The organism is Gymnodinialimonas mytili, assembly GCF_037544085.1.
Classification (GTDB): domain Bacteria; phylum Pseudomonadota; class Alphaproteobacteria; order Rhodobacterales; family Rhodobacteraceae; genus Gymnodinialimonas; species Gymnodinialimonas mytili.
Window position 1 is genome coordinate 72,069 of record NZ_JBBIFW010000002.1, and the last position, 19,157, is coordinate 91,225.

17 protein-coding genes are annotated in these 19,157 nt (G+C 58.5%); 8 read left to right on the top strand and 9 right to left on the bottom strand.

The window, feature by feature from the left end:
• Nucleotides 1-78: 78 nt before the first annotated feature.
• From V8J82_RS09750 to V8J82_RS09765, 4 genes are read right to left on the bottom strand one after another with little or no spacing between them, the layout of a single operon-like run.
• A complete protein-coding gene (locus V8J82_RS09750) occupies nucleotides 79-3,462 on the bottom strand; it encodes an error-prone DNA polymerase (RefSeq protein ID WP_339974737.1) in 3,384 nt (1,127 codons plus the stop codon).
• Nucleotides 3,459-4,940 carry a Y-family DNA polymerase gene (locus V8J82_RS09755; protein ID WP_339976018.1) on the bottom strand — a complete coding sequence of 494 codons (1,482 nt, stop codon included), beginning with the start codon at nucleotides 4,938-4,940 and terminating at the stop codon, nucleotides 3,459-3,461. The genes V8J82_RS09750 and V8J82_RS09755 overlap by 4 nt, the downstream gene beginning before the upstream one ends.
• Entirely contained in the window at nucleotides 4,882-5,436 is a 555-nt protein-coding gene (locus V8J82_RS09760; RefSeq protein WP_339974739.1) for an ImuA family protein, read from the bottom strand. Before V8J82_RS09760 ends, V8J82_RS09755 begins: the two co-directional genes overlap by 59 nt.
• 53 nt (nucleotides 5,437-5,489) lie before the next feature.
• Nucleotides 5,490-6,509, bottom strand: a complete 1,020-nt coding sequence (locus V8J82_RS09765; protein ID WP_339974741.1) for a LacI family DNA-binding transcriptional regulator — start codon at nucleotides 6,507-6,509, stop codon at nucleotides 5,490-5,492.
• A gap of 149 nt (nucleotides 6,510-6,658) precedes the next feature.
• On the opposite strand from V8J82_RS09765, the gene V8J82_RS09770 reads away from it, so the two are divergent.
• The 8 genes from V8J82_RS09770 to V8J82_RS09805 all read left to right on the top strand — a co-directional run bounded on the left by V8J82_RS09770 (nucleotide 6,659) and on the right by V8J82_RS09805 (nucleotide 15,065).
• Nucleotides 6,659-7,891 carry an ABC transporter substrate-binding protein gene (locus V8J82_RS09770; protein ID WP_339974744.1) on the top strand — a complete coding sequence of 411 codons (1,233 nt, stop codon included), beginning with the start codon at nucleotides 6,659-6,661 and terminating at the stop codon, nucleotides 7,889-7,891.
• A 76-nt stretch (nucleotides 7,892-7,967) separates the two neighbouring features.
• On the top strand, nucleotides 7,968-8,861 hold the full coding sequence (locus tag V8J82_RS09775) for a carbohydrate ABC transporter permease (protein WP_339974746.1): 894 nt from the start codon (nucleotides 7,968-7,970) through the stop codon (nucleotides 8,859-8,861).
• Nucleotides 8,854-9,780: a carbohydrate ABC transporter permease gene (locus V8J82_RS09780; protein WP_339974748.1), complete on the top strand. Its 927-nt coding sequence runs from the start codon at nucleotides 8,854-8,856 to the stop codon at nucleotides 9,778-9,780. The genes V8J82_RS09775 and V8J82_RS09780 overlap by 8 nt, the downstream gene beginning before the upstream one ends.
• A 92-nt stretch (nucleotides 9,781-9,872) precedes the next feature.
• Nucleotides 9,873-10,952, top strand: a complete 1,080-nt coding sequence (locus V8J82_RS09785) for an ABC transporter ATP-binding protein (RefSeq protein WP_339976019.1) — start codon at nucleotides 9,873-9,875, stop codon at nucleotides 10,950-10,952.
• A 21-nt stretch (nucleotides 10,953-10,973) separates the two neighbouring features.
• A complete protein-coding gene (locus tag V8J82_RS09790) occupies nucleotides 10,974-11,720 on the top strand; it encodes a sugar phosphate isomerase/epimerase family protein (RefSeq protein ID WP_339974750.1) in 747 nt (248 codons plus the stop codon).
• 12 nt (nucleotides 11,721-11,732) lie between these two features.
• Nucleotides 11,733-12,860 carry a Gfo/Idh/MocA family protein gene (locus tag V8J82_RS09795; RefSeq protein WP_339974752.1) on the top strand — a complete coding sequence of 376 codons (1,128 nt, stop codon included), beginning with the start codon at nucleotides 11,733-11,735 and terminating at the stop codon, nucleotides 12,858-12,860.
• A 13-nt stretch (nucleotides 12,861-12,873) separates the two neighbouring features.
• Nucleotides 12,874-13,938 (top strand): sugar phosphate isomerase/epimerase family protein, encoded by a 1,065-nt coding sequence (locus V8J82_RS09800; RefSeq protein WP_339974755.1) that lies wholly within the window; start codon nucleotides 12,874-12,876, stop codon nucleotides 13,936-13,938.
• Nucleotides 13,935-15,065, top strand: coding sequence for a Gfo/Idh/MocA family protein (locus V8J82_RS09805; protein WP_339974757.1), 1,131 nt, complete (start codon nucleotides 13,935-13,937; stop codon nucleotides 15,063-15,065). The genes V8J82_RS09800 and V8J82_RS09805 overlap by 4 nt, the downstream gene beginning before the upstream one ends.
• 19 nt (nucleotides 15,066-15,084) lie before the next feature.
• On the opposite strand, the gene V8J82_RS09810 is transcribed toward V8J82_RS09805, so the two are convergent.
• The 5 genes from V8J82_RS09810 to V8J82_RS09830 form a co-directional block, all read right to left on the bottom strand.
• Nucleotides 15,085-16,014, bottom strand: coding sequence for a glutathione S-transferase C-terminal domain-containing protein (locus V8J82_RS09810; protein WP_339974759.1), 930 nt, complete (start codon nucleotides 16,012-16,014; stop codon nucleotides 15,085-15,087).
• 113 nt (nucleotides 16,015-16,127) lie between these two features.
• A complete protein-coding gene (locus V8J82_RS09815) occupies nucleotides 16,128-17,699 on the bottom strand; it encodes a GMC family oxidoreductase (protein ID WP_339974761.1) in 1,572 nt (523 codons plus the stop codon).
• A gap of 19 nt (nucleotides 17,700-17,718) precedes the next feature.
• Nucleotides 17,719-18,240, bottom strand: coding sequence for a Twin-arginine translocation pathway signal (locus V8J82_RS09820; RefSeq protein WP_339974762.1), 522 nt, complete (start codon nucleotides 18,238-18,240; stop codon nucleotides 17,719-17,721).
• A gap of 49 nt (nucleotides 18,241-18,289) precedes the next feature.
• Nucleotides 18,290-18,685, bottom strand: coding sequence for a VOC family protein (locus V8J82_RS09825; RefSeq protein ID WP_339974763.1), 396 nt, complete (start codon nucleotides 18,683-18,685; stop codon nucleotides 18,290-18,292).
• A 105-nt stretch (nucleotides 18,686-18,790) separates the two neighbouring features.
• Complete coding sequence (locus V8J82_RS09830; protein ID WP_339974764.1) at nucleotides 18,791-19,084, bottom strand: ribbon-helix-helix domain-containing protein; 294 nt, start codon at nucleotides 19,082-19,084, stop codon at nucleotides 18,791-18,793.
• Nucleotides 19,085-19,157 lie beyond the last annotated feature (73 nt).

A 19,157-nucleotide genomic window follows, 5' to 3' on the forward strand; every position in this document is an offset into this window, starting at 1 on the left:
CGTAGATTCCCGGGCAATGCACCTGAGCCGCTGATCGGAGGTCTTTGCCTTACAGCGCGGTGGTGTGCAGGTCCGTCCCTAGTGGAAATCCCGGCTTGGGAAGAGCCGTTTGGCTTGGTCGCGAGGATGCATCGCGCGAGCGGGGTAGCGGGCCTTTTTGGGCGTTTCGTCAGCCCGCAGGCCCTCTGTGGTCAAAGCATCTGGCATGGGATGGCCCAATTCCGACAACTTATGGGACATGTCCTGGATATCCTGGGCGATCAGGTGCACGACAATCCCTTCGCGTTGCAGATAGCCGTTGACCCGCAGAAGGCGCCCGCCCATCACGATACGGCGAAACCGTTCATAGATCTTCGGCCAAACAACCACATTGCTGACGCCGGTTTCATCCTCAAGCGTTAGAAAAATCACACCTGACGCTGTGCCAGGCCGTTGCCGTGTAATGACAAGGCCGCACACGCTGTACCGCCCCGGTGTGACATCCTGCAATGCGGCATGGGTCACCAAACCCGGAAGAGATGGGCGCAAAAGCTCCATCGGATGGGCGCGGAGGGTCAGGCGTGTAGCCACGTAATCTTCGACAACTTCTTCGCCCAAATGCATGTTCGGTAATATGACTTTCGGCTCATCGATGCTTTCGCCATCAATCGGGTCATTGAACAACGGCAGAGGGGTTTGATTGCGAATGGCTTTGACCTGCCACAAAGCGTCTCGGCGCGTTAGATCCATGTCCGAAAAGGCATCTGCCTCGGCCAATCGGTTCAACACATCGGGGCGCAGGCCCGCGCGCAGCCACAAGGCCTCTGGATCGGGGTAGCCATTGCCACGCGCGGCCACGATCCAGCCCGCATCCTCCTCTTTGAAGCCCTTGATCTGGCGAAATCCAAGGCGCAGGGCTAGCGTACCATCGGGGCGGCGTTCCAGCGTATTGTCCCATTCGGAATGGTTCACGCAGATCGGGCGCGTTTCGACCCCATGGTCCCGCGCATCCCGCACAAGCTGCGCCGGGGCGTAGAATCCCATGGGCTGAGAGTTCAGAAGCGCACAGGTGAAAATGGCCGGATAATGGCGTTTCAACCAGGCCGACACATAAGCCAGCATGGCAAAGGCCGCCGCATGGCTTTCGGGAAAGCCGTAATCGGCAAAACCTTCGATCTGGGAAAAGCAGCGCTCGGCCACTTCGGGACTATAGCCGTTGTTGAGCATCCCATTGATGAATTTTTCCTTGAAAGCGCCGATTGTGCCCATCCGCCGAAAGGACGCCAAGGAGCGACGAAGATGGTCGGCTTCCTCGGCCGTAAACCCGGCCCCGACCACAGCAATCTGCATGGCTTGCTCTTGGAACAGGGGTACGCCCAAGGTGCGTTCCGTGACTTTTTCCAGTTCTGGACCAAAGGGTTCCGGCTTTTCCAACCCGTTGCGCCGTCGAATATAGGGTTGGACCATATCCCCCTGGATGGGCCCGGGGCGGACGATGGCGACCTCGATGACCAGATCGTAGAATTTACGCGGTTTCATCCGTGGCAGGAAATTCATCTGCGCCCGGCTTTCCACCTGAAAGACACCGACCGCATCCGCCTTGCACAGCATGTCATAGGTTTCCTCATCCCCCTGTGGGATCGAGGCAAGGTTGTGGGTCAGCCCTTCATGCGTCTGCAAAAGAGCAAAGGCCTTCTGCACACAGCTCAGCATACCCAGACCCAACACATCGACCTTCAGAATGCCGAGCGCATCGATATCGTCTTTGTCCCATTCGATGACGGTGCGGTTCTCCATCGCGGCGTTTTCAATGGGCGATAGCTCGTCCAAGCGTCCTCTGGTGATGACGAATCCGCCGACATGCTGCGACAGGTGACGCGGGAACCCGATGATTTCTTTGATCAACCGAATGGTCTGCATTAGGCGGCGGTCTTCTGGGTCAAGGCCAAGCTCCCGCATGCGGTCCAGGTCTACGCCGCCGTTGGTCATACCCCAAATCTGGCTCGATAGACCGGACGTCACATCTTGCGACAGCCCCATGACCTTCCCCACTTCGCGGATTGCGGCGCGGGAGCGGAAATGGATGACTGTGGCGCAGAGCCCCGCGCGATCACGGCCATATTTCTCGTAAATCCATTGGATTACTTCTTCACGTCGCTCATGTTCGAAATCGACGTCGATATCCGGCGGCTCCCCTCGATATTTCGAGATGAACCTCTCAAACACCATTGTGATCATATCTGGCTTAACATCGGTGATGCCCAGCAAATAGCACAGGATCGAATTTGCTGCTGATCCACGCCCTTGGCACAGAATGCCTTTCGATCTCGCGAATTGAACAATGTCGTGGACGGTCAGGAAATAGGCCGGAAAATTGAGTTCTTTGACCAGTGCCAGCTCCTTGTCCATTAGCTGGATCGCTTTGTCGGGCGGGCCGTCAGGATATCGACGTTTCAGGCCCTCGTAGGTCAGCCGTTCCAACCGTGCCTGTGCTGTCTCCCCCTCCGCTTCTTCGTAAGGGTATTCATAGGACAATTCCCCAAGGTCGAAGCTGCAACGATCTGCTATTTCGAGCGTCCGACGCAAAGCGGCGGGGTGGTCGCGAAACAGGCGCACCAGATCCGACCCGCCTTTCAGGCGACGTTCGGCATTGGGCAGTGCATGGGTGCCGATCTGATCAATGGTAATGTGAGTGCGCATACAGGTCAGCACATCCGCCAATTGCCTGCGATTGGCGCGGTGCATGATCACATCTCCAACCGCCACCATCGGCGCGCAGGTTGTCTGGGCGAGTTTTGCACAGGCCGTCAGATAGGCCTGGTCGCTGCCATCGTAGCGCGGGGCCGCGCCTAGAAAGACGTGATTGGGGAACTGAGATCGTAGTTTGCGGATATCCGCAGCTGCGGCTTTCAAGGTGGTCTGCGGCAAGGCAACCAAAACCATGCCTTTGCATGCGGCCAACATGTCTTTGATGTAGAGCGTACATTGCCCTTTTTCGGCCCGCCGCTTTCCCAAGGTCAGCAGGCGCGTCAGGCGTTTATAGGCGGTGCGGTTGCAGGGCAGGGCGACCCAATCCACAGAACTATCCTGTAGAACCAAACGGCAGCCGACGATCAGCTTAGGAAGAGAGATGGCGGCGGATTTTGTGATTGGATCAACCGTCCCAACCTCTTGCCGAGAGGACGAGTCTGTCATGTGCTGCGACCGGATGCGCACGGCATCATTCGTCTCGCGCTTAAGTTCCTTCAAGGCCGTCCAGGCACGCACGACTCCGGCCAAAGAATTGCGATCCGTGATTGCGATGGCCGACAATCCCAATTCTGCAGCACGCATGACGAGTTCTTCAGGATGCGACGCACCCGTCAGAAAGGTGAAATTCGTTGTGACGCACAACTCGGCATAGTTCTGGTCCTGTGCATATGCGTCCAACATGTCCCGACGAAAGGCCTCTACCGGGCGATGGGTGCGGTTCACTTCGATCATGCGAATTCTCCCTGAACAAACCAGCCTGGCTGTTGCGGCGTGTAAAACATCCACAATCGTCGCCCCTGCCGGGTTTCGATCCGCCAGTAATCACGCACGCCCGAGCGCCAATTCTCATCTTCCAGCCACCATTCCGGCGAAATACGTTCCGGGCCCGTTGCCCGCCCTGTGGTCAGCGACATGCGTCGCCAGCGAAACCGGTCCGGCGGATTGGAACCTGTTCCGGCAATCGGTTCAGGCGGGAAAAGGCAGATCGGGCGGGGTTGCGTGACCTTCCAGCCGCTTTCTGGGTCGGAATAAGCTGCGGGCGCCGTGATGAAGCTACGTTCGGGGATATGGCTATCGGCGGGAAGGAGGCGATGAATGTTTTCCAACCCGATCCGCGTGCCGAGCCGGGTGATCAAATCGTCGAGCGCGCCTTTCTGGGCCGCGGATACATGCCCGATTTGTTCGACTTGGAGGGGTTCAACCTGTGTCGCCTCAAGACGCAGACGCTCGATGCCAAAGCCTGCATCCACTGCGCCAACGCCGCTTTCGAACAGGGGCAGGATACGGTTGGGATCGCGTAGGGGCCGGGCCAGGCGCAGTTCCACCTTCTGGTTGCCATGATCGACGCGATCAAGCGTCAGGCAAAGAATGCGTGCGCCCATCTCTTGCGCTTTGAGCTTGTCGCAAAGCTGCCTCAGCAACCGGTCTGTGCCCGCCATCACATCCGAGGTCAGTCCGATGGGTTCGGGCAAGGTCAGGCGCACCCCGTAATGGGGAGGCTCTGCCAGTGGGGTAATATCCTCGGGGTGGGTGCCCAGCGCTTGATCCAGGCGCAGCAGCAGGTTTGGTCCAAAGCGGCGCGTCAGAGGTGCTCGCGCCGCGCTGGCCAAGTCGGAGATGCGGCGTAATCCTAACCGTTGCAATCCGACAGAGGTTTCATCGTCCAAACGCAAGGCTGCGACTGGTAATTCCGCAATGGTGTTTAACGTATCACCGCTGGGCGCGATGATGCCCTGCCCGTAATGCGCCAAGGCCCAAGCGGCGCCGCGCGTATCAGCCAATCCGATCTGTACCGAAATGCCCGACCGTTCCAATCGGTGGTGCAGATCGGCGATCAAGGCATCCTCACCACCGAACAGATGCGTTGATCCGGTCACATCCAAAACCAGCCCATTGTCGCCTTCCAGGCCCACCCATGGGCAATATCGTGTGGCCCAACGGCGCAGAATACGGAGAAAGTGTCGATCTTTCTGGGGCTCGGCAGGGCGGCTTTGTAAATTGGGGCAAAAAGCGCGCGCGTCGGAATAAGGCATACCCCTTTCCAATCCCCGCCGTGTGGCTTCAGCGTTCAGACAATAAATGCGGTTCGCATTTTTTTGTTGGAGCGTCAGAACAAAGGGCGCATCATTGGGATGCTGCCGCAGAACCCGGTCAGTTGCCAGCCGGGGAAACCATAACGAGACGACGCGACGCTGTATCCCATCGAACATACCAGACACCCAATGTTCCTGATTTGTTCTTTATAAGTTCCCACTTTTGATGAGTCGAGTCTTTGGGGTCGAATGTCGGATTGCAGCGCCACCGGGTTTCAGCGGCGTTGCTGCCCATGCCGTCTGGAATGACGGCCAAGCCGGTGGAGGCGCCATCTCGGGCAGCCAGTTGCAATCGGCGTCCCTCAGTCAGGCCCAAAGGTTTGCCAAGTGTCATCACAACAAGCGACGCGGCGCCGGATCTAAGCGCCTCTTCCGCAACCGCCAATGTTTCGGATTGGGTCTTTGTCTGGCAAATGATCAGGTCCGCCGGGTCAACAAAGGCGATGCTGCCATTGGGGTTGATCTGGGTGGGCTCCCAGCCTTCGCGCACCCAGATGATTTTTCCGCCTTTATGTGCGGCCAGGGCAAAGGCAAACACAAACGCACCGGCGCCGCAGACCTCGTGGGCGCGGCCACTTTTCAGCGGGAAATGGGGCAGGCTGCTATACGTCATGAACTCGTTTTAGCACTCGCCGGCCTGCGTGCCAGTCTTCAGGTGCCGCAACCCTAGGGTGCGGGTCCGCTGCTATCGCGGGCGATGAGGCTGACTGGAACGACCACATGCCGGTCCCGTTCCTTTGACTGCGTTCCGCGCCCGATTTGGTTCAGCAACAGCTGCGCCGCCTCGGCCCCCAGGGAAATACGGTCCTGCCGCACCGAGCTAAGCGGGGGCAAAAAATGCTCACTCATTTCAATATCATCAAAGCCAAGAACCGAGATATCGGTGGGCACAGTCAGTCCGGCTTTCGTCAGCGCCGATATCAACCCGAACGCAATTTCATCCGAGGCGCAAAACACAGCGCTGGGCCGCGTTGGCAAGTTGAGGACGGTGGCTGCGGCAGCTACACCGGCCTCAACCGAAAACGATCCTTCAATAAGGATAGGCTGCAGTTCGTGGGCTTCACAAAAGGCCAGATACGCCTCACGGCGCGCATCGGTCAGCACATTTCCAGCGGGTCCGGTTACATGGGCGATCCGCTGATGCCCAAAATCGTGCAGATGTGTCATCGCCATTCGCGCACCGGCTTTGTTTGCCGAGCGGACGGATGGGGTTTCGGCCCGCTCATGCCATTCGCAGGCAAAGACCACCTTGGCCGCATGGGGGGTGCCTTCAAGATCATCCAGGAACTGCTTTGGGATGGCGCCGTCCAAGACAATGACACCATCCGCGCGGCGATCGTTTAGATAGCTCAGCAAACCGTCGCCAGCCGCCTGGATCTGCTGTGTTTCGGCGACGATCAGTGATTGGCCCGCCGGAGTCAGGATATTTTCGATGCCTTTGAGCACTTTTGAAAAGAACGGATTCCCCAAGGTCGGCAGAAGGGTCAGAATCGTGTTTGACCGCTGCGTGCGCAGGTTCCGAGCGGCGCGGTTGACCCGGTAGCCCGTGCTTTCAATCGCCTCCATAACCGCAACACGTTTGCGCTCGGAGACCGAATCCGGCGCGGACAACGCCCGTGACACCGTCGCCGTTGATACGCGTGCGCGGCGCGCAACATCTTGAATTGTAGCGGTTTTCGTAGTCATTAAATCCTCTTTTGAAAAGGATTACAAAAAATCTTGACAGATACAAGGTTTGACGCAAAGCTTATTTGTAATCGTTTGCAAATTGCTCACGCCGAGCTTTGAAATCGATTGCAAAAGTCACGCGAACTGCGTGGATATGGGAGGACAAAATGAACAAAACAGCCCTGGCCTTGAGCCTGACGACTGCATTGGTTGCGCCGAGTGTTGGTACCGCGACTGAACTGGAAGTGACGCATTGGTGGACGTCGGGCGGCGAAGCCGCTGCCGTTGCGGAATTGGCCAATGCCTTTAATGAGAACACCGCGCATGAATGGGTTGATGGTGCGATCGCCGGGTCCGGCTCGACCGCCCGCCCGATCATCATTTCGCGGATCATCGGCGGGGACCCAATGGGCGCCACGCAGCTCAATCACGGCCGTCAGGCTGAGGAGTTGATCCAAGCGGGCTTGATGACCGACCTGACAGAATTGGCTGAAGAGCAAGGCTGGCGCGATCTCGTCAATCCATCCTCGCTGCTGGATGCCTGCACCTATGAAGGCCGCATCTATTGCGTGCCGGTCAACATCCATTCCTGGCAGTGGCTGTGGCTGAGCCATGATGCGTATGAAACCGCTGGCCTTGATGTGCCGTCCGATTGGAATGAATTCGTGGCCTCCGCCCCTGCGTTGGAAGAGGCAGGGATCCTGCCGCTCGCCATGGGGCAGCAAAGCTGGCAACAGATCGGCGCGTTTGACGTGTTGGCCGTGGCCCTTGCGGGAACCGATGTGTGGCGCGATGTGCTGGTGAATCGGAACGCAGATGTCGCGGCAGGCCCCGAATTTGCCGCCGTGTTCGAAGGGGTTGCGACGGCACGTGAACTGGCCGCCAATTCCAACGTGCAGGATTGGAACCTTGCCACCAATATGGTGATTACCGGCACGGCCGGTGGGCAGATCATGGGCGACTGGGCTCAAGGCGAGTTTCAGATCGCGGGCCAAGTTGCAGGCGAAGACTACACTTGTTTGCCGGGTCTGGGCGTCAACCGCGTGCTCGATACGGGTGGCGACGCTTTCTATTTCCCACTGATCGATGATGAAGAGACGCGTGAAGCTCAGTTGGCCTTGGCCTCGACGCTGATTTCACCGGATGTACAGGTTGCGTTCAACCTGCTGAAAGGATCGCTGCCGGTGCGCGGTGATGTCGATCTATCGGCGGCTAATGCGTGCATGCAGCAAGGCTTGGAGATCCTGGCCGAGGGCGGTGTCCTGCCATCCAGCGACATGAACCTGACCCAGGATACCACGTCACAGATCGAAGATCTGATGGCTGAATTCTGGTCCTCGGATATGAGCGCCGAAGACGCCCAGGCTCGGTACGTTGAGATCATCGCAAGCGCCGATTGATCGTTAAGAGCCTGACTTGGTCGGAGCCGTTTCCTCCCAGCGGCTCCGACCACCTTTTCTCTAAAGGATGCCACCCATGGCGGATGCTAAACGGCCCAACCGGCTGTTTCGAAATCTGAATGCCAAGATCGCATCGATCCCGATGATCCTGACCGCACTCGTGGTTTTTGTCGGCGGGACCACGTGGACTGTTGTGCATTCCTTCACCAATTCACGCCTGCTGCCGCGTTTGGAATTTGTAGGTTTCGATCAATATGAACGGCTGTGGGAGACGCGCCGTTGGCTGATCTCGATTGAGAACCTGCTGATCTATGGAGTTTGTTCGCTGGTGCTGACGCTGGTGATCGGTTTTACGTTGGCCGCGCTTTTGGATCGGAAAATCCGCGGTGAGGCGCTGTTTCGCACGATCTTTCTCTACCCGTTTGCGCTGTCCTTCGTGGTGACGGGGTTGGCTTGGCAGTGGATCCTGAACCCCGAATTTGGCATTCAACACGTCGTCCGGTCCTGGGGTTGGGAAAGCTTCGCCTTCGATCCGCTGAACAATCCTGACATCGTCATTTATGGCGTATTGATTGCCGGGATTTGGCAGGGCTCCGGCCTTGTGATGGTTCTTATGCTCGCGGGCCTGCGCGGGATCGATGAAGACATCTGGAAGGCCGCCCGCGTCGACGGCATTGGAACAGTGAAGACCTATTTGGTTGTGATCATCCCGATGATGCGGGGTGTGTTTACGACCGCCTTGGTCATCATCGCGTCAGGGATTGTGAAGCTTTACGATCTGATTGTCGCACAAACCAGCGGCGGGCCAGGTATCTCGTCGGAAGTGCCCGCGAAATACGTCATTGATTACATGTTCCGCGCGCAAAACTTGGGACAGGGCTTTGCCGCATCCACCATGATGCTGCTGTCCGTGGCCATCATCCTGATCCCTTGGGCCTATCTGGAATTCGGAGGGAAATCCCGTGGCTGATTTGACCGCCTCTTCCCTCAGCAATGACAGAGCGCTGCGCAGCGGGCCAGCGGGCCCAAAGCCGCGCCGTCGTCTGTCGCGGGCCAATATCATCGTCTACGGCACGCTTTTGGTGTTCTCGCTCTACTACCTGCTACCGCTCTATGTGATGGTGGTGACCTCCCTGAAAGGCATGCCAGAAATCCGGCTGGGCAACGTCTTCGCGCCCCCGGTGGAGATCACCTTCGCCCCTTGGGTCAAGGCTTGGGCCGAGGCGTGCACCGGCATCAATTGTGACGGGCTGAGTCGCGGGTTCTGGAATTCGGTGCAGATCCTGCTGCCCTCCGTCACGCTGTCAATCGCGGTGGCCAGCGTGAATGGCTATGCGCTGGCGCGGTGGCGTTTCAAAGGGTCTGAGCTGTTCTTCACGATCCTGATTATCGGCGCCTTCATCCCCTACCAAACGATGATCTACCCGATTGTGATTATGCTGCGCGAGATTGGCTTGATGGGCGATCTGGGCGGGCTGGTGCTTGTGCACACGGTCTTCGGAATGCCGATCCTGACGCTGCTGTTTCGCAATTACTTCGTCTCCATCCCCGAAGAGCTGTTCAAGGCCGCACGGGTGGATGGGGCTGGGTTCTGGGGCATCTATTTCCAGATCTTCCTGCCCATGGCCCTGCCGATCTTTGTGGTGGCGATCATCCTACAAGTCACCGGGATCTGGAACGATTTCCTGTTTGGCGTGATCTATACCCGGCCTGAGACTTATCCGATGACGGTGCAGCTCAACAACATCGTCAACTCGGTGCAGGGCGTGCGCGAATACAATGTGAACATGGCCGCAACGCTTTTGACCGGGCTGGTGCCCCTGACCATTTATTTCATCTCGGGCAAGCTGTTTGTGCGTGGGATCGCAGCCGGGGCGGTCAAAGGATGAAAGATACACTCACCTCGCAGGCCGACCGGCCCGATTGGCGCGCTCAGGGCGCCCACGACTTGGGCCATGATCAGCCCGCAGGAGATACCGATATGCATTCCGTTGAAATCCGGGGCCTGGACCTTTCCTTCGGGGCCTTTGAGGTTCTTAAAAACCTTAACCTCGATATCGGACAAGGGGAGTTTTTGGTCCTGCTGGGATCATCAGGTTGCGGCAAATCCACTTTGCTGAACTGCATCGCGGGCTTGCTTGAGGTAAGCGACGGTCAGATCTTCATCAACGGAAAGAACGTCACCTGGGCCGAGCCGAGCGAGCGGGGCATCGGCATGGTGTTCCAGAGCTACGCACTCTACCCCCAGATGACCGTTGAGGGAAACCTGTCATTTGGCCTGAAAAATCAACGTATGCCCAAGGCCGAAATCGCCAAACGTGTGGCCCGGGCGGCCAAAATCCTACAAATTGAGCCCCTGCTGAAACGCAAACCCGGCGCGTTGTCGGGCGGACAGCGACAAAGGGTGGCCATCGGCCGCGCCTTGGTGCGCGATGTGGATGTGTTCCTGTTTGATGAGCCGTTGTCGAACCTGGACGCGAAGCTGCGCACCGATTTGCGGGTTGAGTTAAAGCGCCTACACCAGCAACTCGGCAACACGATGATCTACGTGACCCATGATCAGGTCGAGGCGATGACGCTGGCCGACCGGATCGCGATCATGAAAGACGGGGTCATCCAACAACTTGACGCGCCGAATAAGATCTACGCGAAACCGCAAAACAAATATGTGGCGGGGTTTATCGGATCGCCAGCCATGAATTTCCTCCAAGGCGAGGTCACTCATGGGGACAACCCGGTGTTTTCGGTCGGGGATGTCACTATCCCGCTAAGCACCTATGAGTTCGACACACCCACCCAAGGGGCTGCATGGTTTGGTCTACGCCCTGAACATGTGCGCACCGGCATCGACGCCGAAACCTGTGGGTATCGCACGGAACTTACGGTGGAATTGGTCGAACCGATGGGCTCAGACACCTTGGTCTGGAGCACTTTTGCCGGTGAGCCCTGGCGCATCCGCATGGAGGGGCAAACTCAGATCGAGGCTGGTGCACGTCTGAAGGTTGGCTTCGATATCGCCCATGCCTCACTGTTCGATGTGGCAACTGAAACTCGCCTGTGATGGCGGATCAAAGGACATTCCATGGATATCTCGTTTCAGCTCTATAGTTCGCGCAATGTCGCCTCGCAGATCGACTTTCTGGCCGAGCTTGCGCGGCTTGGATACAACCAGGTCGAAGGTTATGGCGGCGTCTATGACGACCCAAAGGCTTTCCGCGCGGTGATGGATGAGGCGGGGCTGACCATGCCGTCGGGGCATTTCAGCGTCGATATGCTGGAAACCGATGTCGAGAGTGCCCTGATGATCGCCCGCGCACTTGGGATCACACGGATCTACGCGCCATTCCTTGCTGCCGAGGCTCGACCGAGCGATGGTCCTGGCTACGCTGCATTCGCGCGACGTCTCACGGCCATTGATGCGCGGCTCAGTGCGGAAGGGTTGAGCTTTGGCTGGCACAACCACGATTTTGAGTTGGAGCCGCTCTCCGACGGTTCAATTCCGCTGGGGGTCATCTTGGATGAGGCCCCCGATATCGGTTGGGAAGGCGATTTGGCCTGGGTCATTCAAGGTGGCGCGGATCCGATGGCCTGGCTTCAGCGTTACGGGTCTCGGCTGACCGCGGTTCACGTCAAAGACATCGCGCCCGATGGCGAAAAGGTCGACGAAGATGGGTGGGCCGATGTCGGCGAGGGCACGGTGGATTGGCCAACGCTGACCCAAAAGGTGCGGGAGATCGCGCCGAATGCCTTGATGGTCATGGAACATGACAATCCTTCCGATGCGACCCGCTTCGCAACGACATCCATCCAATCCTTCAAAACCTATTAGGGAGATCGCGCCATGACTGAACGATTGGGTGTCGGCATCATTGGATGCGGCAACATCTCGGCGGCCTACATGCAATTGGGCCCGATGTTTCGGGGGATCGAGATCCGGGCCTGCGCCGACCTGAACCTGGAGGCCGCCCAAGCACGCGCCGACGAATTTGGTATTGCTGCGACCAGTGTCGACGATCTGCTGGCCCGTGACGACATCGATATAGTTGTCAATCTCACCATACCCGCCGCACATCATGGCGTCAGTTCGGCGGTGTTGGATGCGGGCAAGCATGTCTATTCCGAAAAGCCCTTCGTCTTGAGCGCGGAGGAAGGTGCGGCACTTGTTGCCAAGGCCGATGCGGCGGCGCTGCGCGTGGGCTCGGCGCCCGATACGTTTTTGGGCGGATCCCATCAACTTGCGCGACATATCATCGATGAGGGGGCCATTGGGCAGGTCACTTCGGGTATTGCCAGCGTTCAAAGCCGCGGGATGGAATCGTGGCACCCGAACCCGGATTTCTTCTTTCTGCCCGGGGCCGGTCCCGTTCTTGATATCGGGCCTTACTACATCTCGAATCTGGTGCAATTGATCGGCCCGGTGAAATCGGTCCAAGCCCTCACGGCGACCCCACAGGCGACACGGACAATCGGCTCGGGTCCGCGTGCGGGCGAGATTGTTCCGGTCAAAACGCCCACCACGATCCACGCGTTGCTGGAGTTTCATACCGGAGCTGCAATCACCTTGATCGCCAGTTGGGATGTGTGGGCCCATGACCTCCCGCGAATGGAGCTTTACGGCGCGGATGGCATGATGTCGGTGCCGGACCCCAACTTCTTTGGCGGGGACGTGCGGCTGACCAAAGGCGGCGACGCGGTTCCGGTGCCGAATTGGGACCATCCATTCTCAGTTCCGAATTTTGGAGCATCCAATGAACACGCCAATTATCGCGCGGCAGGATTGGCCGATATGGCCTTGGCCATTCAGGACGGGCGCGATCACCGCTGTTCGGCGGCGTTCGCCCATCACATCGTTGACGTGATGACAGGCATTTTGAAGGCAGGTGAAACGGGCCATCCCGTTACGCTTTCAACGACATGTGACAGGCCCGCGCCGCTTGATGCGGTCGACGCACGCGCGCTGATGTGTTGAGGGAGAGGCATCCATGGCATCCAAAACGATGAAGGGCCCCGCGATTTTTCTTGCGCAATTCGCAGGGGATGATGCGCCCTATAATTCGCTGCCTGGCATCACGAAATGGGTGGCCTCGCTGGGCTATAAAGGCGTACAAATCCCGACCTTTGATGCGCGTCTGTTCGATTTGGAACGCGCCGCTAATAGCGACACCTATTGCGACGAGATCAAAGGGATCTGCGCCGATGCGGGTGTCGAGATCACCGAGCTGTCGACCCATTTGCAGGGCCAATTGGTTGCGGTGAACCCGGCCTATGATGCGGCCTTCGACGCCTTCGCGCCAGACAAGGTCAAGGGCAACCCGCAGGCGCGGCAGGAATGGGCCGTCGACCAGATGATGCTGGCCGCAAAGGCCAGCGCGCGGTTGGGGCTTGGCGGATCGGTATCGTTTACCGGGTCGCTCGCCTTCCCCTTCCTCTATCCCTGGCCGCAACGCCCGGAGGGGCTGATCGAAGAAGCATTTGCTGAACTGGGGCGGCGTTGGACACCCATCCTGAACGCGTATGACGATGCCGGTGTGGATATCGGATACGAGATCCATCCCGGCGAAGATGTCTTCGATGGCGCCACGTTCGAGATGTTTTTGGAGGCTGTGAGCGGCCATGCGCGGTGCCGGATCAACTACGATCCGTCGCATTTCTTGCTGCAACAACTCGATTACCTGTCTTTCATCGACATCTATCACGAACGGATCAGCGCGTTTCACGTCAAGGATGCAGAGTTCAATCCCGACGGTCGGCAAGGCGTCTATTCCGGGTACCAACCCTGGACCCAGCGCGCTGGGCGGTTCCGGTCGCTGGGTGATGGTCAAGTGGATTTCAAAGGCATCTTTTCGCGCCTTGCGACCCACGGATTTGACGGATGGGCCGTGTTGGAATGGGAATGCTGCTTGAAATCGCCTGAAGTGGGCGCTGCTGAGGGCGCTCCGTTTATCCGCGATCACATCATTCCACTGACCGAGAAGGCGTTCGATGACTTCGCGGGCGGCGCCGCCGATCAGGCGCAGTTGCATCAGATGTTGGGTATCAAATCATGACCCCTCGGATCCGCTTGGGAATGGTCGGCGGCGGGCAGGGCGCCTTTATCGGTGCCGTGCACAGGATTGCCGCGCGTATTGATGATCGGTTTGACTTGGTCGCGGGCGCGCTTTCGTCAGATCCGGCGCGGGCGAGGGCATCCGCGGATGAAATTGGCCTGCCGCGCAGTTACGGCGCCTACATCGAAATGGCCGAGGCAGAGGCGGCGCGCGAGGATGGCATCCAGGCGGTTGCCATCGTCACCCCTAACAACCTGCATGCGCCAGTCGCGGAAGCCTTTTTGCGCGCGGGCATCCATGTGATCTGCGACAAGCCCCTGACCGCGACGCTGGACGAGGCCTACGTCTTGGCCGAACTTGTGCGCCAGAACGACAGCCTGTTCGTTCTGACCCACAACTACACCGGTTATCCGATGATCCGGCAGGCCCGAGCGATGGTTGCAGCCGGAGAGCTTGGGACGCTTCGATTGATCAACGCGGAATATCTGCAGGATTGGCTGGCTGAAACACCCGCGCCCGACCAGAAACAAGCCGCTTGGCGATTGGACCCGGAGCAAGCTGGTGCCGGGGCGCTGGGCGATATTGGCACCCATGCCCATAACCTGGCTTGTTTCGTGGCCGGGCAATCAGTGGCACAGGTTGCTGCCGATGTGGGCAGCCTGGTGTCGGGCCGGATTATTGATGACAACGTCCATGCCACGTTGCGTTTCTCCGGCGGTGCACGCGGCACGCTTTGGGCGTCTCAGGTGGCCATCGGCCACGAAAACGGCCTATCGCTGCGGATTTACGGCGACAAGGCGGGTTTGCGCTGGCATCAGGAAGAGCCGAATAAGCTCTGGTTCACAAGGCTAGGCCAGCCGCCGCAGCTTTTGACGCGATCAGGATCTGGTGCCGCAGATGTCGCCAACCGGGTTAGCCGCGTGCCAGCAGGTCACCCCGAGGGCTATCTGGAAGGCTTTGCCACGATCTACAGCGAGGCGGCGGATGCTATCTTGGCTACAGAAACCGGTGGGACGCTGCCAGCGGATCATCATGTGAATGGCATCGAAGAGGGCGTTGCGGGAATGCGGTTCATTGCTGCGTGTTTGAAGTCATCCAAGGCGGATGGGCTTTGGACAGCGCTCTGATCTTGCGCGCGGGCGTCGCCTATGCGTCGAGCCCCTCACGATCATACCAATCGATCTGCGGTTGCTGCCCGATGATGTTGTGCGGATTGTGACTTCCGTCATTGACGTAATAGCCATAGCGGATTTCGTCAAAATCCACGGTCTCCGCGATGCCGGGCATCTGATAAATGCGGCGCGTAAAGCGCCAGAGATTGGGGTAGTCCACCAACCGCTTCCGAGTGCATCGAAAATGCGTGGCATAGACCGTGTCGAACCGGACTAATGTTGCAAACAAACGGATATCGGCCTGCGTGAGGCTATCGCCAAAGAGGAAGATCTGATCTGCCAAGCGGTGTTCCAGCAGATCCATGGTGCGGAAAACGCTGTCGACAGCGTCGTCATATTCCTCCTGACGCTCGGCCTTGCCTGCGCGGTAAACGGCATTGGACAGGCCATCGAAGATGCTTTTCGTCAGGGCTTTGATCGCCTCGCATTGGTCGGGTAGCAGCAAATCGGGCCCCTGTCCGGCTGTATCGAAGGCGGCGATGATATCTTCTGAGGCGTTCGACAGTACCTTGCCCTGTTTGGCATCCCATAGAACCGGCACCGTTGCGCGGCCCGTATAGTCTGGATCTGTCGCGGTGTAGAATTGATGCAAATGCTGAAACGGAAGGCTCTCGGCCAATGGGCCCTGCGGCTTTAATCCGTATCCCTCGATCCGCGGCCCACCCGCCCATTGAATGCCAATTGTCTCGCCAAGTTGTCCCAAAACCAAAGCGATGACGGCGCCATGTGACCATGGGCAGCTTGCGGATGCGATAAGATAGAACCGGTCGCGATCATGCGCGAGTGCCTGCAGAATTTCCGCGTTGAGTGAAGTCGTTAAGGCGCTCGCTTCGCGCCGATAGGTGCCATCAATCATCGAGCGGTCGGCATCCGCGTGCCATTCCCCGTTGATCAGCATCCCCATCGCGCGCACCTTCAATCTGGTCTCTCGCGCTCAGTTTAGCTTTGTAGTGGCCAATGTCGACGGAGGTTGCGATTGCCACATGCAAGATGCGGCAATCGCTAATCTCAGGTTGGTCAGAGGTTGCCAGCCGACATCTCTGACGCGATGTGATCCGCCTGCCGGATCGCCAGCGCCACGATGGTCAGCGTCGGGTTTTCCGCCGCGCCCGTGGTGAATTGCGAGCCATCTGACACGAACAGGTTTGCCACATCGTGGGTCTGTCCCCAGCGGTTTACCACGCCATCTCGGGGGTTTTCGGACATGCGGTTGGTACCCAGATTGTGGGTTGAGGGGTAGGGTGGTGTCGGAAACGTGCGCGTGGCGCCCACCGCATCATAGACCGCCTGACCTTGCCCATAGGCATGGTTGCGCATGGCGATGTCATTGGGGTGATCGTCAAAATGCACATTCACTACAGGCAAACCATGCTGATCCGTGACGTCGTGGTTCAGCGTCACCCGATTGGTTTCCTGTGGCATGTCCTCGCCGACGATCCACATGCCAGCCATGTTTTCATACCCGTCCAGAGCGGTCGTGAATTCCCGACCCCACGCGCCCGGATCAAGGAACGCGGCCATGAAGGGCAGGCCAAGCGCCAACGTCTCAAGCTCATAACCGCCGACAAATCCGCGCGAGGGATCGTGGCGGGACTCGTCTTGGATAATCCCGGCCATCGTTGTGCCCCGCCACATGCGAACCGGTTGGTCAAACACAGCATAGACCGAGCCCGTCATGTGACGCATGTAGTTTCGCCCAACCTGACCAGACGAATTCGCAAGGCCGTCGGGAAACATCGAAGAGGCGGAGTTCAGCAACAGCCGCGGGCTTTCAAACGAATTGCCCGCCACGCAGACAATCCGCGCGGCCTGGAACTGCGTGTTTCCGTCGGCGTCGAAATATTCGACCCCGGTCACCAAGCCTTCGTCATTGTGCAAGATCCGCGCCACATGGGCGTTTTCACGGACCTCAAGATTGCCGGTCGCCTCGCCATTGGGGATGTCGGTATAAGCCGATGACCATTTCGCGCCCCATTTGCAGCCCTGGAAACAGAAGCCCGTCTGTTGACAGGCCGGCCGACCATCGTAGTCGGCGGAATTGATCGCCATACGACCCGTATGGACTTGCTCATAGCCCAGCGCACGGGCTCCGACCTCGAACACCTTGTAGTTGTTGTTGCCTGGCAGACCTTCCCGGCCATTGGTACGCGTGACCCCCAACTTGTCTTCGGCCAAGGTATACCAAGGCGCCATTTCCGCGCCATCAATGGGCCAATCCAACAGGTTGGCGCCTTGCACGCGGCCATAGGTCGTGGCGGCCTTCCATTCGTGATCCTGGAACCTCAGCGACGCCCCCGCCCAGTGGGTTGTCGTGCCGCCAACGGCCTTTACGATCCAGGCTGGCAACCCGGAAAAGTCGTTCGCCACCCGCCAATCACCGCTGGTTGTGCGGGCGTCGGTCCAGGCCAGTTGTCCGAAGCTTTCCCATTCGTCGTTGACGTAATCGTCGGGCAGATACCGCCCGCCAGCTTCAAGCGCGACGACACTGACACCGCGTTGGGCCAGTTCGTTGGCAAGAACGCCCCCACCGGCACCGGTGCCGATGATCACGACGACGCTGTCGTCGGTTAACTCAAATGGTGCTGTCATGTTCGTGTCCTCCCCCAGATCAAAGCCAATTGATGTCGTCAAAGCCGCGGTCGACGTAACCGCCCTGACTGAAGCTCTCGCCCTCGTAGCCAAAGAGCGGCCACACGGCTTGCTGGTTATAGAGGCCCGTCACCAAGCCCCCGCGGATCTGTTGGAAAAATGTGCTATCCTCAATCCCGCGTAGGATATCGACACGGTCCCGTTCCCAGCCCGTCTCCAGATAGCTGGCAAAGCCGCGCCCTTGCGCAGCCGCATCGAGTGCCGCGATACCCGCCTCGACCCCGCCCGCTGCATCCGCTGAATCGTAGCCTTGCACGGCCATGACATAGTGTTCGTCAGGGACATGATCGTGGGGGTAGATATCGCGCGCCATCTGAACCAGCGTCGCGAACGTACGGGCCTCCAGATGTGCTGTTTCCTGGGCCCAGGCGGCGTTAGGCGCCGCGATGAATCCAGATCCGATCACGAAAACACCCGCCGCGCTGGCGCGTGACAAAAGTTCCCGTCGGGTTAAGCCGCGTGGGCTTTGAGTTGTGGTCATGTTTTCCTCCCTGTTTTGGTTGCGAATGCTGCCTTTCGCGGAAGCAAAGTCACTTGAAGCGGCCACCTCGCTGTAGAACTTCGATCTGATAGCCGTCAGGATCGACCACGAAGAAGAATTTCGCGACGACCTCTCCCGCGGGTGCAAATTCGACTAGTTTTCGTGGGTTCAGCCCGGTCGCTTCAAACCGGGCATGTTCGGCATCCACATCCTCAACGGAAACCGCGAGATGACCGTAGCCATTGCCAAGGTCATAGGGCTCGGACTGGTCCTTGTTGACGGTCAGCTCAAGCTCGAATTCCGTTTCGGGATTGCTCAGATAGATGAGCGTGAAGTCGGGAAAATCTAACCTGTCTGCCACCTGCAGGCCGAAGGCTTGGCTATAAAAATCGATTGACCGGGCTTCGTCCAGAACCCGGATCATGCTGTGAATTGCCTTGGCCAAGGCGCCCTCCCATATTGGTTGCAGTTCGCTTCCAACAGGCTACGCCAGGGCAATACCGGCCCGGGTAGTAATGCGTTACTACCGAGCTATAAATCTTGTCTTCCGTTATTCAGCGGCGATCAAATCCGTCGTAGTCTTTGACTTGTTGTCTAAGAATACCGTGCAGGCCGTCCGCAAAAGCGATGTGAAATTCTCGGGCTCTCCACGTAGCTCGATCACTTCGGCATGCAGGGTAGAGATGAAGGCCGGCGTCGTGACCCCATCGGCTGCTGCAATCTCGTCCAGAATGTCCCAAAATGCGTTTTCCAACCGGATGCTCGTGCCGTGGCCGTTGATCCGAAGTCGTCTGGTTGTCGTTGCATATTGGTCTGGGTCTTGTCCGGCGAAAACTTCGCACATCACAAATTCCTCCCTAATCCTCCCCGTGCGCTCTTCACATTCGCACACCAGACGATACCCATAGGGCCGGATC

What these genes read in the sequence shown, in the direction of transcription:
- V8J82_RS09750 (WP_339974737.1), bottom strand. Translation starts at nt 3,462, where the DNA reads ATGATCGAAGTGAACCGCACCCATCGCCCGGTAGAGGCCTTTCGTCGG.
- V8J82_RS09755 (WP_339976018.1), bottom strand. Translation starts at nt 4,940, where the DNA reads ATGTTCGATGGGATACAGCGTCGCGTCGTCTCGTTATGGTTTCCCCGG.
- V8J82_RS09760 (WP_339974739.1), bottom strand. Translation starts at nt 5,436, where the DNA reads ATGACGTATAGCAGCCTGCCCCATTTCCCGCTGAAAAGTGGCCGCGCC.
- V8J82_RS09765 (WP_339974741.1), bottom strand. Translation starts at nt 6,509, where the DNA reads ATGACTACGAAAACCGCTACAATTCAAGATGTTGCGCGCCGCGCACGC.
- V8J82_RS09770 (WP_339974744.1), top strand. Translation starts at nt 6,659, where the DNA reads ATGAACAAAACAGCCCTGGCCTTGAGCCTGACGACTGCATTGGTTGCG.
- V8J82_RS09775 (WP_339974746.1), top strand. Translation starts at nt 7,968, where the DNA reads ATGGCGGATGCTAAACGGCCCAACCGGCTGTTTCGAAATCTGAATGCC.
- V8J82_RS09785 (WP_339976019.1), top strand. Translation starts at nt 9,873, where the DNA reads ATGCATTCCGTTGAAATCCGGGGCCTGGACCTTTCCTTCGGGGCCTTT.
- V8J82_RS09790 (WP_339974750.1), top strand. Translation starts at nt 10,974, where the DNA reads ATGGATATCTCGTTTCAGCTCTATAGTTCGCGCAATGTCGCCTCGCAG.
- V8J82_RS09795 (WP_339974752.1), top strand. Translation starts at nt 11,733, where the DNA reads ATGACTGAACGATTGGGTGTCGGCATCATTGGATGCGGCAACATCTCG.
- V8J82_RS09800 (WP_339974755.1), top strand. Translation starts at nt 12,874, where the DNA reads ATGGCATCCAAAACGATGAAGGGCCCCGCGATTTTTCTTGCGCAATTC.
- V8J82_RS09805 (WP_339974757.1), top strand. Translation starts at nt 13,935, where the DNA reads ATGACCCCTCGGATCCGCTTGGGAATGGTCGGCGGCGGGCAGGGCGCC.
- V8J82_RS09810 (WP_339974759.1), bottom strand. Translation starts at nt 16,014, where the DNA reads ATGGGGATGCTGATCAACGGGGAATGGCACGCGGATGCCGACCGCTCG.
- V8J82_RS09815 (WP_339974761.1), bottom strand. Translation starts at nt 17,699, where the DNA reads ATGACAGCACCATTTGAGTTAACCGACGACAGCGTCGTCGTGATCATC.
- V8J82_RS09820 (WP_339974762.1), bottom strand. Translation starts at nt 18,240, where the DNA reads ATGACCACAACTCAAAGCCCACGCGGCTTAACCCGACGGGAACTTTTG.
- V8J82_RS09830 (WP_339974764.1), bottom strand. Translation starts at nt 19,084, where the DNA reads ATGTGCGAAGTTTTCGCCGGACAAGACCCAGACCAATATGCAACGACA.